This window comes from Gordonia sp. CPCC 205515 (genome assembly GCF_048537925.1).
GTDB lineage: Bacteria > Actinomycetota > Actinomycetes > Mycobacteriales > Mycobacteriaceae > Gordonia.
Window position 1 is genome coordinate 106,347 of record NZ_JBCLVJ010000021.1, and the last position, 14,586, is coordinate 120,932.

Consider the following 14,586-nt stretch of genomic DNA (forward strand, 5'->3'; position numbering starts at 1 on the left):
ACCCGGCGCCATCAGACGGCCCCGAGTTCGGTGACACCGGCCGGCGGGAGTCCGGCGGCGGCGGACAACACCTCGCAGAACGCCTCGAGATGCCCGCCGAGATCGAGACTGTTGACCGCCGTCCACGACGCCCGCAACTCCAGTTGATGGGCGCGTGGGGGGCCGGCGATGTCGCCGTAACGCACCGACGTCGTCGACGTGACGGTGCCACCGAGGGCGGTCACCTCGATCGACCGGTCGTGGTTTGCCTCCGGGCTGCTCGACGTCTCGCCCGGCGGTACGCCGAGCGCGTCGGCCAGCCAACTCCACGCGACCTCGGGCAGCAGCGGGTCCATCGCGAGTGCCGCCTCGACCTCGGCCTGCACGTAGGCGACCATGCGCATGGTGCCGTTCCAGGCCTCCTGGCCGTCGGGGTCGTAGAGCAGGATCAGGCGGCCGAAGGAACTTCCGGTCGAGTCCACGGGTACGTCGTCGGTATCGTCGGCGGTCCCGACCTCGGCGCCCACCGCGTAGCTGTACGGCGCGAGCCGTTGCGGGGGCCGGATCGGTCCGACCTCGATCTCCGGCCGGATCCGCGCGGCGGTCAGCGACGCCACCGCAGCGCGGAAGTCAGCAGGCTCCGTCGGAGCTCCAGAAGAGGTCACGGTTCGACGGTAAAACCGGACGTTGCGGCATGGGCGGAGGCGCGCCGAGCGAGCCCCGAGTCGCATGGCATGCTGGGCATTGATGTCCGATACAGCCCGCCTCCGCCCGCATCGTGCGCACCTGCCGCTGGTCGCCGCCGCCACCGGAGCCACCCCGAGTCGTCGTCCGGTCTGGTTCATGCGTCAGGCCGGTCGGTCGCTGCCGGAATACCGGGCGATCCGCGCCGACCACGGCATGCTCGAATCCTGCTTCGATCCGGCCCTGGTCTGCGAGATCACCATGCAGCCGGTCCGCCGCCACGACGTGGACGCGGCCATCCTGTTCTCCGACATCGTCGTCCCCCTCAAGGCCGCGGGCATCGACCTCGACATCGTCGCGGGCACCGGGCCGGTCATCGCGCATCCCGTCCGCACCGCCGACGACGTGACCGCGCTGCCGCGACTGGAACCTGGTTCGGTCGGGGCAATCGGCAAGGCCATCGAGCTCATCCTGGCCGAACTCGGCGACGACACCGCACTCATCGGTTTCGCCGGCGCACCCTTCACGCTCGCGTCGTACCTCATCGAGGGCGGACCGAGCCGCAACTACGAGCGCACCAAGGCGATGATGCACGGCGATCCCGCGCTGTGGAACGTGCTCATGGGTCGGCTCACCGACATCACCATCGGCTTCCTCACGACCCAACTCGAGGCCGGCGTCGACGCCGTGCAGCTGTTCGACTCGTGGGCGGGTGCCCTGTCGGATGCCGACTACCGCACCTACGTCGCGCCGCACAGCGCGCGGGTGTTCGCCGAGGTCGCGTCGTACGCGGTGCCACGTATCCACTTCGGCGTGGGCACCGGTGAGCTGCTGGCGTCGATGGCCGGGGTCGGCGCCGACGTGATCGGCGTCGATTGGCGGGTACCGCTCGACGAGGCCGTCCGCCGCGTCGGGCCGGGTAAGGCGGTGCAGGGCAACCTCGATCCGACCATGCTGTTCGCCGGGCCGGAGGTCATCGACCGTGAGGTGCGTCGGGTGGTCGCCGACGGCGAGCGGGCCGTGGCCGCTGGTGCGATCGGCCACATCTTCAACCTCGGTCACGGGGTGCTGCCCGGGACCGATCCCGATGCGATCACCCGCGCGGTCGAGCTGATCCACAGCCTGTAATGCCTTCGCGGATCGCGGTTGTCGGCGGCGGGATCTCCGGTCTTACCGCCGCCTACCGGCTGCGTCAGGCGCTCGGCGCGGACGCACAGATCGATCTGTATGAGGCCGGTGAACGACTCGGCGGGATTCTGCACACCGCCCGGGTCGGCGGCCGCCACGTCGACGTCGGCGCCGAGGCATTCATCATCCGACGACCCGAGGCCCGCGACCTGGTCACCGAACTCGGCCTCGGCGATCGGGTGGTGTCGCCGACCGCCCGCCGTCCGGCCGTCTGGTCGGGTGGCCGATTGCACCCGCTGCCCGCCCCGGCCCTGATGGGGATTCCCGCGTCGTCGGACGTGGTTGTGGGACTGGCTGATCCGGCCGACATCGGGCGGATCGCCGGGGAACCCGACCGGCCGTGGCGCTGGACGCCCGACGACAATCCGTCGGTGGGTGCGTTGGTCGCCGACCGCTTCGGAGAGTCCGTCGTGGCCCGCAGCGTCGACCCGATGCTCGGCGGTGTGTATTCCAGCCTCGCCGGTGCCATCGGGGTGCGAGAAGCGTTGCCCGCGTTGGCCACCCGACTCGACGCGGGAGCGCCGAACCTGACCGCCCCGGTCGCCGAACTCACCGCCGCGGGGGCCGGTGGCGGTCCGGTGTTCGGGGCGTTGATCGGTGGCTACCGGGTGTTGATCGACACCCTCGCGCGGGCTGCCGGGGTCACGCCCGAGTTCTGTTCGTACGTGATGCGCGCCGACTCGCGACCCGGCGGATGGACACTGCAGGTCTCCGGCGATCGTTCCGTCGACTACGACGGAGTGGTGCTCGCTGTGCCCGCCTGGGTGGCCGGCCGATTGCTGCGCGAATCAACGCCCGACCTGGCCGCGCCACTGAGCGCGGTGCAGGGGGCGTCGTCGGTGGTCGTGTCGATCGCGCTCGACGGCGGCACCCCACTGCCCGAGCATTCCGGCGTCCTGGTGGCGACCGGAGAATCCTTGCACGCCAAGGCGTTCACCTTCAGCTCGCAGAAGTGGGCACACCTCGCCGGAGACGGACCGGTGTCGGTGCGGGCGTCGTTCGGCCGGTTCGGTGCGCCGGTGCCCGACGACTGCATCGAACCCGGCGTCGACGACCGCATCCGCGCCGAAGCGCTCGCCGACCTGGACGAGGTGTGCGCCGCCGCAGGAGTCCCGGCCGCCTCACCACACGTGATCGACCTGAAACTGCAGCGGTGGACGAACGGGTTGCCGGTGTACGCGCCCGGCCACCTGACCCGGATGGCCGACGTGGCGCGCGCGCGGCCGCCGCGGCTCGCGCTAGCCGGTTCGGCGTATGCCGGCGTCGGTGTTCCCGCGTGCATCGGACAGGCGGGACGAGCGGTGGCCGGACTGCTCGCTGATCTCGACATGAAAGAATGACACCCATGAGCCGCCTGGACTATGCCGAACTGAACTCCACCGTCCGCTACCTGATGTTCTCGGTGTTCGCGGTGCGCCCCGGAGAGTTGCCCGCCGAGCGTGACGAGGCGAAATCCGACGCGACCGATTTCTTCAAGTCCCTGGAGGACAGCGGCGTCGTCGTGCGCGGCGTCTACGACGTGTCGGGTCTGCGCGCCGACGCCGACTACATGATCTGGTGGCACGCGGAGAAGGTCGAGGAACTGCAGGCGGCCTACGCGCGATTCCGGCGCGAGACCATCCTGGGTCGGGCCAGCAACGCGGTGTGGAGCAACGTCGCGCTGCACCGGCCGGCCGAGTTCAACAAGAGTCACATCCCGGCGTTTCTCGCCGGTGAGGACCCCGGCAACTACATCTGCGTCTACCCGTTCGTCCGGTCCTACGAGTGGTACCTGCTGCCCGACGAGGAGCGTCGCAAGATGCTCGCCGATCACGGCATGGCCGCCCGCGCCTACAAAGATGTGCGCGCCAACACCGTGTCGTCGTTCGCCCTCGGCGACTACGAGTGGCTACTCGCGTTCGAGGCCCCCGAACTGCACCGCATCGTCGACCTCATGCGTGACCTGCGCGCCACCGAGGCGCGGCTGCATGTGCGCGAGGAGACCCCGTTCTTCACCGGACCGCGCGTCGAACCCACCGCGTTGATCGACGCGCTGCCCTGAGCCGGCGCCCTTCGTGGCTCGGCTGGCGCCTCGCACCTCAGGGAGCGGGTGGCTCGGCTGGCGCCTCGCACCTCAGGGATCGGGTGGCTCGGCCGCACCTCAGGGAGCGGTGGTGCCCGGCTCCAACTTCAGGCTGATGGAGTTGATGCAATACCGCAGGTCGGTGGGGGTGTCGTAGCCCTCACCGGAGAAGACGTGCCCGAGGTGGCTGCCGCAGTTGGCGCACAGCACCTCGACGCGGCGCATGCCCAGGGTGTCGTCGGCGCGCTCGATGATCGCGTCGCCGGCGAGCGGGGAGAAGAACGACGGCCAGCCGCAGTGTGACTCGAATTTCTGCTCACTGCGGAACAGTTCGGCGTCGCAGGCGCGGCAGCGGTAGACGCCGACGGTCTTGGTGTCGGTGTACTCCCCGGTGAACGGGGCTTCGGTGCCCGCCTGGCGCAGCACACGGTACTCGGCCGGGGTCAGACGCTCGCGCCACTGGGCATCGGTCAGGTCTGCGGCGTTGGATTGTGGGGCGTTGGTTTCGCTCATTTCTCCACGGTAGCCAACAGTTCGGGGTCGGGGGTGCCGCCGCCCGGCGGATCGGCTTCGAGGTGGGCGACGCCGTCGTGCCGCATGTCGAGGTAGCGGAACAGGAGCGAGCAGAACACCGCGATCATCAGCAGCGACCAGCCCCAGGTCACCTTGTTGTACTCCAGCCACCAGCCGGGCCACTCCCAGCGTTTGGAGTAGAACGAGTCGAACGCCATGCACCCGTAGACACCGAGCCAGGCGGGCCAGTTCCGGACGGTCGAGCCGGGCAGGAACACCGTCATCAGCAGCGGGAACAGCAGCATCGAGTAGTAGCCCTGGCCCAGCGCGCCGACCAGGAACGTGGTGAGCAGCAGCACGCCGGTCGACGTGGTCAGCCACAGCAGTTCGTCGGCGCGCCGGTAATAGCGGTAGAGGAACCACAGCGAGAACACCGCCATCGCGACGAAGGCGATGCGCAGCAGGATGATCAGCCAGTCGGCGACCCCGAAGTACGCGCCGTTCCCGGCGATCGAACTGTTGTAGTAGTCGCGGGCCTCGTTCAGGTACGGGAAGGTGCGGGTCAGGAACGAGTGCGAATCGACGATCAACGGCCACGCGATGATGTTCAGCACGATCGGAATGCTGATGGCGGTGACCAGGACGCGCCACTGACGATTGAGCAGTGGCAGTAACAGCAGGGGTGCGAGCACCGGTTTGACCGCGATGGTCAGGGCAAGCGGTACGCCCGCCCACAGGTCGTGGCGGCGCATCATCAACAGCAGGAAGGCCAGCATGCCGAGCAGTACGAACGAGTTGAAGTTCGTGAAGATCAGGGTGTGCGCGACGGTCTCGGTGCTGAAGAAGAAGAACAGGATCACCGGGATGACCCAGGATCGCGCGGAGTAGTTGAACAACCGTGCCAGCAGATAAGCGCTCACAACCAGCGCGATCACGCTGATCGCGATGAAGATCCATCGCGATCGTTCCGGGTCGATGAGTGCCATCGGCGCCATGAGCAGGGTGCCGGCCGGTGGATACAGGTAGTGCGGATCGACGGTGTTGAGGTTCTCGGCATACACCGGCTGCCGGTTCAGAAACCGCAGCGCGGCCTCGTAGACGGGCGCGAAGTCGTTGGTGCGATCACCGTTGACGGCGAGGATCACCGAACGATGAAAGATCATCATGATGCTGATCGGCCACAGCACCATCGGGATGATCCGCTGCGCGCTCATCTGCGGGTACAGGTGCCTGTCGAGAACTGCCACCCGCGAACCGTACTACGTTGTCGGGCACCCGCGGTTGCGCGGCTCGCCCAGCGGAGCATCCCCCAGATAGTCGACGATGATGTCGGCTGCGCAGGCACTCCGCGCTGCGACGGAGTACCCGATTCCGTCCCACGAGACCACCGTCGGCTGGGTCCCGGCCTTGATGAACATGGGCTGCAGCGCGTCCGCGCCGCCGCCACCATTGATCGGATCGTTCGCCCCGTCGAGGACCAGGGGAGCGACGGCAAACGCGTTCGGCGCCTTCGTCGGGGTGCTCGATGACCACGACGAGCACCGCATCAACGACAGCGCCGCGTTGGTGCCGGTCAGCGGATTCTGTTTGGTCCACGCATCGATCAGCCCGGGGATCTCGTTCTGGCCCACCGGTCCATTGACGTCGTTGCAGCGGCCGACCACCTGACCGTCGGTGGTGCGCAGGTCGGTGGCCCGGTCCGACAGTGCGCGCAACGCCCCGGTGTCGCCGCGGTCGGCGGCGGCGACCGCGGCGGCGACCGCGGTGAGACCCTGCGGTCCGGCCGGCGCGACGGCCAGTGCGGTGGTGATCGCCGACAACGCCTGCGTATCTGACAACCCGTCGAGCTGCCCCGTGCGTCCCTTGGTCAGCACGGACCCGATGGTGGCGGTGCCGTCGGCGCCGAGCGCACACGATCCGGTCGCCGAGCAGCGCTGCACGAACGTCCGCAGCGCGGCCTGCACACCGGTGGCCTGGGTTCCGGCGCGGTCCTTGCTGTTCGCGCCGAACGGGGTGGGGGTGTCGAGAATGATCCGCCCCGCCCGGCCGGCGTAGTTCGCCGCGTAGGTCAGGACGACGTCGGACCCCTCGCCGACCCCGAGCAGGGCGAGCCGGTCGACGCCCCACTTGCTGCGCAGTGCTTCGAGGTCGGCGGCGGCGAAGCTTGCCGCGTAGTCGAGTTGATGCGGACTGAGGGTCTCGGTGCAGCCGTCGGCGGCCGACGAGGCACTCCGCGCCAACAGCGCGATCCGATCCGATTGGGTTGCCGCGGCGCGTCCGGCCAGACCGTTGGTGACCATCGCGGTCCGCTCGGCGCGGGTCATGCAGTCGATCGGGCTCGACGCCGTCGTACCGCGACGGTCGACGGCGACGACCGGATGCTTGTCGAGCAGCGCACGCCCCGGGCTGTCGGCGAACAGCAGCAGCGCGCGGCCCGACGACATGTCGGTTCCCGAGGTCAGCACGATCGGCGCGGCGTCCGGCGGGGTCGCCGCGGTGCGGGCGCGGGTGATGTTCAGGGTGAGCGTGTCGCCGGTGGGCTGGTCCGGGTTGGTGGGCACCACGGTCTGGGCGCAATCGAGGGTGACCCCGTTCGGTGCGGTCGCCCCGTAGCGTCCGGCGGCCAGGCGCGCACATTCGGTCCACCCGAGTTCGTTGCGCGGCGCTGCGATGGCCGGCAACGGGGGTACTTCGGCGCTGCTCGATGCGGGTGTCGCCACACCGCCACCGCCGGTCACCACGGCCGGGCCGACGTCGGGGCCGACCGCGCAGCCGGCCAGTCCCACGATGGCCGCCGCGGACACCAACGCTGTCAGTGCCCTCGTCTTCCGGGCCGTCTTCGGGGCCCGCCCCCGGATCGCCGCACGCATGTCCGCGACTGTAGTCAACCGCGCGTCCAGCGAGTGAACACGAAGCCGTCGTCGTCGGTGATGATCGTCGTCGGCCGCATCGGACGCAGGTGCGCGGGGTCCGAGCCGTGCGCGATGCGCTCGGCGTCGCCGGCGACGAGGTTGGGACTCGTGGTGACGCAGAGTTCGTCGACGGCGTCGGCGGCCACGAACGATCCCAGCAGCGACGGTCCGCCCTCGCTGAGCACCCGCAGCCAGCCGCGCCGGGTGCATTCGTCGAGCATCGCGGCGACCTCGACGGTGTCGTCACCGCAATCGACGAGGGTGGCGCCCGCGTCGGTGAGTGCAGCTCGTTTCGTGGCGTCGGCGGACGCGCAGGTGAACACCAGCGTTGTGGGATTGGCCAGCGGCGCGTAGTCGGCCGGGATCGACAACGAGCGCGAGACCAGCACCAATGCCGGGGCGGGGGTCTGCCCGGCCGCTTCCCGGGCATCGGTGAAGGCGTCGTCGGGCGAGGGCTGACGGTAGCCCTCGGTCACCGCGGTGCGCGCGCCGACCAGGACGACGTCGGCCAGTCCGCGCAGGACGTGGAAGATCGCCTTGTCGCCGGGGCCGGCAAGATCCCCGGACTTGCCGTTGTGGGTGACTGCGCCGTCGATCGAACTCACCATGTTCACCCGCAGGTAAGGTCGGTCGGAGGCGGGGTACGCGTACTGTTCGGCGAGCCACCGTAACGTGGCGGTCTCGTCGTCGGATGTGAGCTGAGTCGCTTTCTGGAGACCGAACATGCCTACATCATGTCCGAGGTCGATACGCTGCCTTTATGACGGCACGACTCTGCGATCGAAACCCGGCGGTGGCGCCGGATGCACTCATCGACGAGATGGTGCCCCCCTCGACCTTCGACGAGGTCAGCTTCGACTCCTACATCCCCGACCCGGCCGAGCCCTCGCAGGCGCAGGCCGTGTCCAAGGCCCGCGACTTCGTCTCCCGCGCACGCAAGGTCCGCTCCGGCAAACGCGGCCTGTTCTCCCGCAAGCAGCCGGTCCAGGGCATCGGCCTCTACCTCGACGGCGGCTTCGGCGTCGGTAAGACCCACCTGCTGGCATCGATCTACCACTCGATGCCCGAGCCGAAGGCGTTCGCCACGTTCGTCGAGGTCACCCACGTGGTCGGTGCGCTCGGCTTCGTGAACGCCGTCGAACGGCTCTCCGAGCACAACGTGCTCTGCATCGACGAGTTCGAGCTCGACGATCCGGGCGACACGATGCTGGTGTCGCGGCTGCTCGCCGAACTCACCGCCAAGGGCGTGTCCATCGCGGCGACGTCGAACACCCTGCCGGGGCAGCTCGGCGAGGGACGGTTCGCCGCCCAGGACTTCCTGCGGGAGATCCGGAAGATGTCGTCGATCTTCGAGACCATCCGCGTCGACGGCCCCGACTACCGTCACCGCGACCTGCCGCCGGCCCCCGACCCGCGGACCGACGCCGAACTCACCGAGATCGCCGACGCCACCCCGGGGTCCACCCTCGACGACTTCGATGCCCTCTGCGACCACCTGTCGACCCTGCACCCGTCGAAATACAAGGACCTCGTCGACGGCGTGTCGCTGGTCTGCATCCGCGACGTCCATCCGGCCAAGGACCAGTCGGTCGCGCTGCGGCTCGTCGTGCTCGCCGACCGGCTCTACGACGCCAACATCCCGGTCACCGTGTCGGGTGCCAAGCTCGATCAGATCTTCACCGAGGAAATGGTCAACGGCGGCTACCGCAAGAAATACCTGCGCGCCACGTCGCGTCTGCTGGCGCTGTCCCGGTTCGCCGAAGCGGGCGTCTGAACGGTCGTTCGCTTCCGGTCGTGCCCGGTCGGTGTCAGAGTTCGGCCGTCAGCACGTAGTCGTGCTCGATCCGACCGCCGAGATCGAAGGTCTTCACCCCTGCCCGGGTGAACCCCATCTTGGTGTAAAAGCGTTGCGCGCGAACGTTTTCCTGGTTCACACCCAGCCAGGCCTGCACGCTGCCGAGGGCTGCGGCGCGCGCCAGGGCCGCGCTCATCAACGCCCGCGACGGTGAGCGGCCATCGGCCCGCCGATGTGCATGCAAGTCGGCCAGCACGTACATCTTCGACACCTCGGTCACCGGCCGTGCGGTGACCACCGCGGCGACGTCGGGGTTGGTCGGCGCGGTGTGGTGGAGCAGTGCGTAGCCGACGATCGGGCCGCCGAGGCCGTCGCGGGCGATCAGCACGTCGCTCTGCGGGTCGGCGATGTGGCGGGCGAACTCGTTCGGCGACAACGAGTTCCGGATGAACGCGGCGATCGCCTCGGGCGGGGAATCCGGTGGGCAGGCGAGCGGAAAAGTGGCTGCGGCGACCTCGGCGATGGCGCCGGCTTCTGCCGGATCGGTGACGATCTCGACGAGGTCGTCGTCGAGTGGCGCCACCGAGATGGTCTGCCACATCGTGTGGGTGCCGCCGGGCGCGATCTGCACCGTGTTGGGGCCGGCGTTCGCGCTCTCCACGCAGACGAACTCGCGCCAATGGTCGCCGACGTCGGCCATGCCCTCGGCCACCTGTGCCCCGGGATTCCACACCACCGCGGTCGCCGCGGCCCGCGCGGACACCTCGATCACCCGCGCCAGCCCGTCGTCGACGAGCCGATAGTGGCCGCGCGCATCGGGATAAAGTCGGTCACTGCGGGCCGGGTCGGCGGGTAGCGACCAATCACCGTGCTGTTGCACTTCTTTCGCGTCGTCGAACTTGTCCAGATAGGTCAGTCCGGCCAGTCCTTCGACGCGGACGTCGGTCACGTCCGACACCCGGAAGTAGTTGTGCAGGGCCTCGGTGATCGTCGCCGCCGACGAACTCGTGTTGTGCGTGTGCAGCCCGACTTCCAGTGTGGCGCCGACCCGCACGGTCATCTGCAGACGTAGGTCGAGGTGGTCGAGGCCGGTGGGCGCGAGAACCACTTCGGTCCGGCCGTCGTCGAGGGCCCGCCCGGTGATCGCTTCCCACTGCGCGGTGCGCGCGTAGCCGTGCGACGGCACGTCCGGTCCCTGTCCCTCCCGCGCGAAATACGGCCAGCAGACCGGTATTCCGCCGCGCAGGGGAGTGGGCAGGTCGGCGAGCGCCGGCGACAACCACAACACGTCGTCGGCCGATCCGGTCGGAACGAACGACACCACCTGACCGCCGAAGAGCGAGATCACCGCGGTGGCCGCGACGGTGTCGACGATCAGTGCGTCGAGCCCGTGGAAGGTGCCTGACCGTACGCCGGGGATGTCGACCGATGACGTCATGGGTTCAGCCTTGCACGGGCGTCGGTGTCGCGGGCGCGGGCGTCGCGTGCCACCGCGTCACCGAGGAGTTGCGGACCGGTGGTGAGCAGCGCGCGGCGCCACGGGAGCACTCCTTCGATCTCGATTTGGATCGACATGGAGAGGATGGTCCGGATCAGCACGATCAGACCGAGGATCGCCGCGTCCTCCAGCGACGGCTTGGAGGTGATGGTCCGGATGAGGTCGGCGGCCACCAAGACCTCGAGGCCGAGGAGGATCGCCGACGCCATCGTCGTGCGCAGCACCGAGAACGCGACCTTGCCGCCCTCACCACGCGTGAGGGCGCGGACGGCGAGGATGACCGCGATGACGAAACCGGCGATCATTGCGATCGCGCCGATCGCCTCGAATCCGATGGCGATGCCGACGAACACTTCCTCGAAGTCCACAGGCGAAGGCTACCGGGCGGGCGCGGCGTCGCGGGCGGTGTGGGGCCGCTATTCGCCGGCGAGATCTGCCGACAGGTCGGCGACCTCGACCCCCTCGGGGATCTGCACCTCGGTGATGCGCTCGGGCACGTCGTCGAACTCCAGGCGCAGGGCCTTGCACATGGTGGCGTGCATGTCGTAGAGCGCGGTGATGTAGGTGAGCTGCAGGATCTGATCGGGTGTCAGGTGCTCGGTCAGCACGTCGAAGACCCCGTCGGGGACGCGGCCGCCGTCGAGGACCAGCGCGTCGGCGTACGCGAGCACGGCGCGTTCGAGCGGGGTGAACAGATCGCTGACCTGCCACGCGGGAATGGCCGCGATCTTGTTCTCCGGCATGCCCAGCGACCGCATCTGCTTGCAGTGCTGGGAGAACACGAACTGGCTGCCGCGTGCGTAGCCGGCGCGGCCCTGACCGAGTTCACGCAGCAGCGGATCGATCGTCGAGTTGCGATAGAGGGCGAAACCGCGCACCGCGTGGCGGAAGACGTCGGGGGACTGGGCGAACACCGTCCACCAGTCGCCGGGCGTGCCGTGAATGGTGCCGTGGTCGACGGCTGGGTCCTTGTCCGGTCCGAAGAGACGGTCGTAAAAGAAGAGGATCTTGTCATCGGTGACATCGGCGCGCGGGACCTCGGGCAGGCGTGGCATCAGGAGTTCACCCCGGTCTTGCGGTCGGCCGCGGTCTTGGGCTCGTGCGCGACGTCAGCGTCGGTGAATTCCTTGACCCAGCAGGCGAACTCGAGAAGCACACCGTCGGGGTCCTGGAAGTAGAAGGAGCGGACGAAGGTGCCGGGATGAACATCGCGGGCGACCCCGCGTGGGCTGTCGTCGTGGTTGAGGACGGCGCTGACCGCGACGCCTGCGGCCTCGAGTTTCGCCCGGTAGTCGTCGAAGTGCTCCGGCGGTACCGCGAACGCGACGTGATTCATCGATCCGACGGCGCTGGCGAGTTCGCCCTCGTCGGGGCGGCCCTTCGGCGCGGCGATGCCGGGGGCGGCGTCGGGGGAGTCGGCGAGCCAGAAGAACGCCAGGGTATTGCCGCCGCCGCAGTCGAAGAAGAAGTGCTGTCCCAGGTCACCGGGCAGTTCGATGGTCTTGACCAGCGGCATGCCCAGGATGCCGGTGTAGAAGTCGATGGTGCGGCGCATGTCCGAGCACACGAGCGCGAGGTGATTGATGCCGCGCAATTCGTACTGGGGATTGGTGGCCATGTGGGAACTCCTCATTGCACAAAAGTGACTTGACTGTCATGTCAGGTTGTTGGAATAGTGTTGATCGTGGCCAAGGCACCTGTCAATACCCCGTCGGTTCCCGCCCCGGTCGAGTCGCTGTCCGCCCGGGGGCGGGCCACTCGCGACGCCCTGCTCGATGCGGCGCAACGTGTCTTCGAATCCGCCGGATTCCTCGACGCCCGAGTGGAGCAGATCGCCGGCGAGGCCGGTGTCGCCTATGGGACGTTCTATCGGTATTTCGAGTCCAAGGAACACGTTTTCCGCGAATTGAGCACTCGACTGTTCACCGAGGTACACAGTCGCGAACCGTGGGCCACTGATCTGTCGCCGGCACAGCGCCTGATCGCCTCCAATCGCGCCTATTACCAGGCATATCGGCGCAACGCGAAGATGATGGCCATCGTCGAGCAGGTCGCGACGTTCAACGAGGAGTTCCGCACGTTGCGGCACGACCACCGATCGCAGGTCGTCGACCGCACGTCCGCAGCCATCCGCCACTGGCAGGACGAGGGTCTGGTTCGCGCGTCGCTCGATCCGGTGATGGCCGCCCGAGCGATGTCGGCGATGGTCGACCACACGCTGTACCTGTGGCTGGTGCAGGGTGACGCCGCCGACGAGGAGGCGGTGCTCGACACCCTCGACGAGATGTGTCTGGGCGCGCTGGGGCTCACGGGAGACGAGCGGTGACCGACTGGCTCGCGGACCGGTTCTTTGCAGCGATCGAGGCCGGTGACGTCGACACCCTGCGACGGCTGTACGCGCCCGACGCGATCATCTGGCACAACGACGACGGACTCGAACAATCGGTGGACGACAATCTGCGCGTGCTGCGGTGGTTGTCCCGCACGGTAATGGGACTGTCCTACACCGATATTCGTCGGATCACCCACGACGCAGGGTTTGTCCAGCAACACGTCCTGCGCGGCGAGATCGACGGCGTCGGTCCCGTCGAGGTACCCGCCGCGTTGTTCGTCACCGTCGCCGACGACCGGATCATCCGGCTCGACGAATACGTCGACTCCGCCGGCACCCGACCGTTTCACGACGCTGCCCTCCGACACAGAGAGAATCGCCGATGATTCATCAGGCAGACTTCCTCGGCACACGACGGCATCCGCGTGCGCGTCTACGTGCGCTGATCGAGAAGGATGCACCGGTGCTGGTGCCGGGTGCCTTCGACGCCCTGTCCGCGCGACTGGTGCAGGAGGCCGGGTTCGACGCGGTCTACATGACCGGATTCGGCACCGCAGCAAGCCTTCTCGGTCGACCCGATGTCGGGCTGGCGACGGCGACGGAGATGACTGACAACGCACGACGGATCGCCGCCTGCGTCGACCTGCCCGTCATCGCCGACGCCGACACCGGATATGGCAACCCGCTCAACGTCATCCGCACCGTGCGCGACTACGAGACGGCCGGTGTCGCGGCCATCCAACTCGAGGACCAGGTCGCGCCCAAGCGCTGCGGGCACATGGCGGGCAAGGAGGTGGTCTCGGCCGCCGAGATGATCGCCAAGATCGAAGCCGCGGACGCCGCACGTACCGATCCGGATCTGCTTATCATCGCCCGCACCGATGCCATCGCTGTGCATGGCATCGACGAGGCGATCGACCGTGCCCACCGTTACGCCGGTGCCGGTGCCGACCTGTTGTTCGTCGAGGCGCCGACCACCGTCGAGGAGATTCGTCGGGTCGCGGGTGAACTGCGCGAGCATCGTCTCGTGTTCAACTGGGTCGAGGGCGGTCGATCGCCGGCGCTGCCTCGAGAAGAGTTGGCAGACCTCGGCTTTGCGCTCATCCTGTTCCCGATCGGCGGGCTGCTCGCCGCAACTCGCGCAATGCGCGAGTTCTACGCGACGATCCGACGCGACGGTACGCCGACTGCCGCCCTCGATGACCTACCGGCCTTCGACGACTTCACCGCGATGATGGGTCTCGACGAGATCACCCAACTGTCGGAGCGATTCGGCCACTGAGCCCGGGCCGGGCGTCGCGGGCGGGTGTTCACACTGTTGAGTTGTCAAAGATCGTGCGCGGTCCCGACTTCCGACGAGTGCGCGGGAAATGTGCTGAACTCTCCGCTGGTTGAGCCGACTCGAGGGCGTGCCCCTACCGCTGGTTGAGCCGTCCCGAGCCGCAAGGCGAGGGGCGTGTCGAAACCCTCATGCCGCGACCCGGTCGTCGAGGGTCATGGTGCGGCGGTTGTAGGCGGGGATGGGTTGTCGGCGTGGATCTCTCGAGGCGGGCGGGATGAGCCAGGGGTGCCCATCAGCACCCATGATGATGTCCCACCCGAGGTGGTGGACGTCGGCGTGAC

General features: G+C 68.4%; 16 protein-coding genes and 1 pseudogene. 7 read left to right on the plus strand and 10 right to left on the minus strand.

Annotation, left to right across the window (positions count from 1 at the left end):
• Positions 1-11 precede the first annotated feature (11 nt).
• Positions 12-644: a DUF3000 domain-containing protein gene (locus AAFP30_RS26615; protein ID WP_419233058.1), complete on the minus strand. Its 633-nt coding sequence runs from the start codon at positions 642-644 to the stop codon at positions 12-14.
• A gap of 82 nt (positions 645-726) precedes the next feature.
• On the opposite strand from AAFP30_RS26615, the gene hemE reads away from it, so the two are divergent.
• Genes hemE through hemQ form a run of 3 tightly spaced genes read left to right on the plus strand, consistent with a single transcriptional unit; the run spans position 727 to position 3,892 of the window.
• Positions 727-1,791 carry a uroporphyrinogen decarboxylase gene (gene hemE, locus AAFP30_RS26620; protein ID WP_419233059.1) on the plus strand — a complete coding sequence of 355 codons (1,065 nt, stop codon included), beginning with the start codon at positions 727-729 and terminating at the stop codon, positions 1,789-1,791.
• Positions 1,791-3,191: a protoporphyrinogen oxidase gene (hemG, locus tag AAFP30_RS26625; protein WP_419233060.1), complete on the plus strand. Its 1,401-nt coding sequence runs from the start codon at positions 1,791-1,793 to the stop codon at positions 3,189-3,191. Before hemE ends, hemG begins: the two co-directional genes overlap by 1 nt.
• A gap of 5 nt (positions 3,192-3,196) precedes the next feature.
• Positions 3,197-3,892, plus strand: coding sequence for a hydrogen peroxide-dependent heme synthase (hemQ, locus tag AAFP30_RS26630; RefSeq protein WP_419233061.1), 696 nt, complete (start codon positions 3,197-3,199; stop codon positions 3,890-3,892).
• A 99-nt stretch (positions 3,893-3,991) separates the two neighbouring features.
• Here hemQ and msrB read toward each other — a convergent pair whose 3' ends face one another.
• From msrB to AAFP30_RS26650, 4 genes are read right to left on the minus strand one after another with little or no spacing between them, the layout of a single operon-like run.
• Positions 3,992-4,426: a peptide-methionine (R)-S-oxide reductase MsrB gene (gene msrB, locus AAFP30_RS26635; RefSeq protein WP_419233062.1), complete on the minus strand. Its 435-nt coding sequence runs from the start codon at positions 4,424-4,426 to the stop codon at positions 3,992-3,994.
• Entirely contained in the window at positions 4,423-5,673 is a 1,251-nt protein-coding gene (locus AAFP30_RS26640) for a glycosyltransferase family 87 protein (RefSeq protein WP_419233063.1), read from the minus strand. Before AAFP30_RS26640 ends, msrB begins: the two co-directional genes overlap by 4 nt.
• Positions 5,674-5,685: 12 nt before the next feature.
• Positions 5,686-7,296: an alpha/beta hydrolase gene (locus AAFP30_RS26645; protein WP_419233064.1), complete on the minus strand. Its 1,611-nt coding sequence runs from the start codon at positions 7,294-7,296 to the stop codon at positions 5,686-5,688.
• A gap of 14 nt (positions 7,297-7,310) precedes the next feature.
• Positions 7,311-8,063: a pyrimidine reductase family protein gene (locus AAFP30_RS26650; protein ID WP_419233065.1), complete on the minus strand. Its 753-nt coding sequence runs from the start codon at positions 8,061-8,063 to the stop codon at positions 7,311-7,313.
• Between the two features lie 35 nt (positions 8,064-8,098).
• On the opposite strand from AAFP30_RS26650, the gene zapE reads away from it, so the two are divergent.
• Entirely contained in the window at positions 8,099-9,112 is a 1,014-nt protein-coding gene (gene zapE, locus AAFP30_RS26655; protein ID WP_419233066.1) for a cell division protein ZapE, read from the plus strand.
• A 34-nt stretch (positions 9,113-9,146) separates the two neighbouring features.
• Here the strand turns inward: zapE and AAFP30_RS26660 are convergent, their stop codons facing one another.
• Genes AAFP30_RS26660 through AAFP30_RS26675 form a run of 4 tightly spaced genes read right to left on the minus strand, consistent with a single transcriptional unit; the run spans position 9,147 to position 12,249 of the window.
• Entirely contained in the window at positions 9,147-10,571 is a 1,425-nt protein-coding gene (locus AAFP30_RS26660; protein ID WP_419233067.1) for a GNAT family N-acetyltransferase, read from the minus strand.
• On the minus strand, positions 10,568-10,999 hold the full coding sequence (locus tag AAFP30_RS26665; protein WP_419233068.1) for a DUF1622 domain-containing protein: 432 nt from the start codon (positions 10,997-10,999) through the stop codon (positions 10,568-10,570). Before AAFP30_RS26665 ends, AAFP30_RS26660 begins: the two co-directional genes overlap by 4 nt.
• A gap of 48 nt (positions 11,000-11,047) precedes the next feature.
• Positions 11,048-11,686, minus strand: coding sequence for a carboxymuconolactone decarboxylase family protein (locus AAFP30_RS26670; RefSeq protein WP_419233069.1), 639 nt, complete (start codon positions 11,684-11,686; stop codon positions 11,048-11,050).
• On the minus strand, positions 11,686-12,249 hold the full coding sequence (locus tag AAFP30_RS26675; RefSeq protein WP_419233070.1) for a VOC family protein: 564 nt from the start codon (positions 12,247-12,249) through the stop codon (positions 11,686-11,688). Before AAFP30_RS26675 ends, AAFP30_RS26670 begins: the two co-directional genes overlap by 1 nt.
• Positions 12,250-12,315: 66 nt before the next feature.
• Between AAFP30_RS26675 and AAFP30_RS26680 the strand changes: the two genes are divergently transcribed.
• From AAFP30_RS26680 to AAFP30_RS26690, 3 genes are read left to right on the plus strand one after another with little or no spacing between them, the layout of a single operon-like run.
• A complete protein-coding gene (locus AAFP30_RS26680; protein WP_419233071.1) occupies positions 12,316-12,957 on the plus strand; it encodes a TetR/AcrR family transcriptional regulator in 642 nt (213 codons plus the stop codon).
• Positions 12,954-13,349, plus strand: coding sequence for a nuclear transport factor 2 family protein (locus AAFP30_RS26685; protein ID WP_419233072.1), 396 nt, complete (start codon positions 12,954-12,956; stop codon positions 13,347-13,349). Before AAFP30_RS26680 ends, AAFP30_RS26685 begins: the two co-directional genes overlap by 4 nt.
• On the plus strand, positions 13,346-14,245 hold the full coding sequence (locus tag AAFP30_RS26690; RefSeq protein ID WP_419233073.1) for an isocitrate lyase/PEP mutase family protein: 900 nt from the start codon (positions 13,346-13,348) through the stop codon (positions 14,243-14,245). The genes AAFP30_RS26685 and AAFP30_RS26690 overlap by 4 nt, the downstream gene beginning before the upstream one ends.
• 186 nt (positions 14,246-14,431) lie before the next feature.
• Here the strand turns inward: AAFP30_RS26690 and AAFP30_RS26695 are convergent.
• A pseudogene (locus AAFP30_RS26695) lies at positions 14,432-14,586 on the minus strand (HNH endonuclease); the annotation flags it as partial.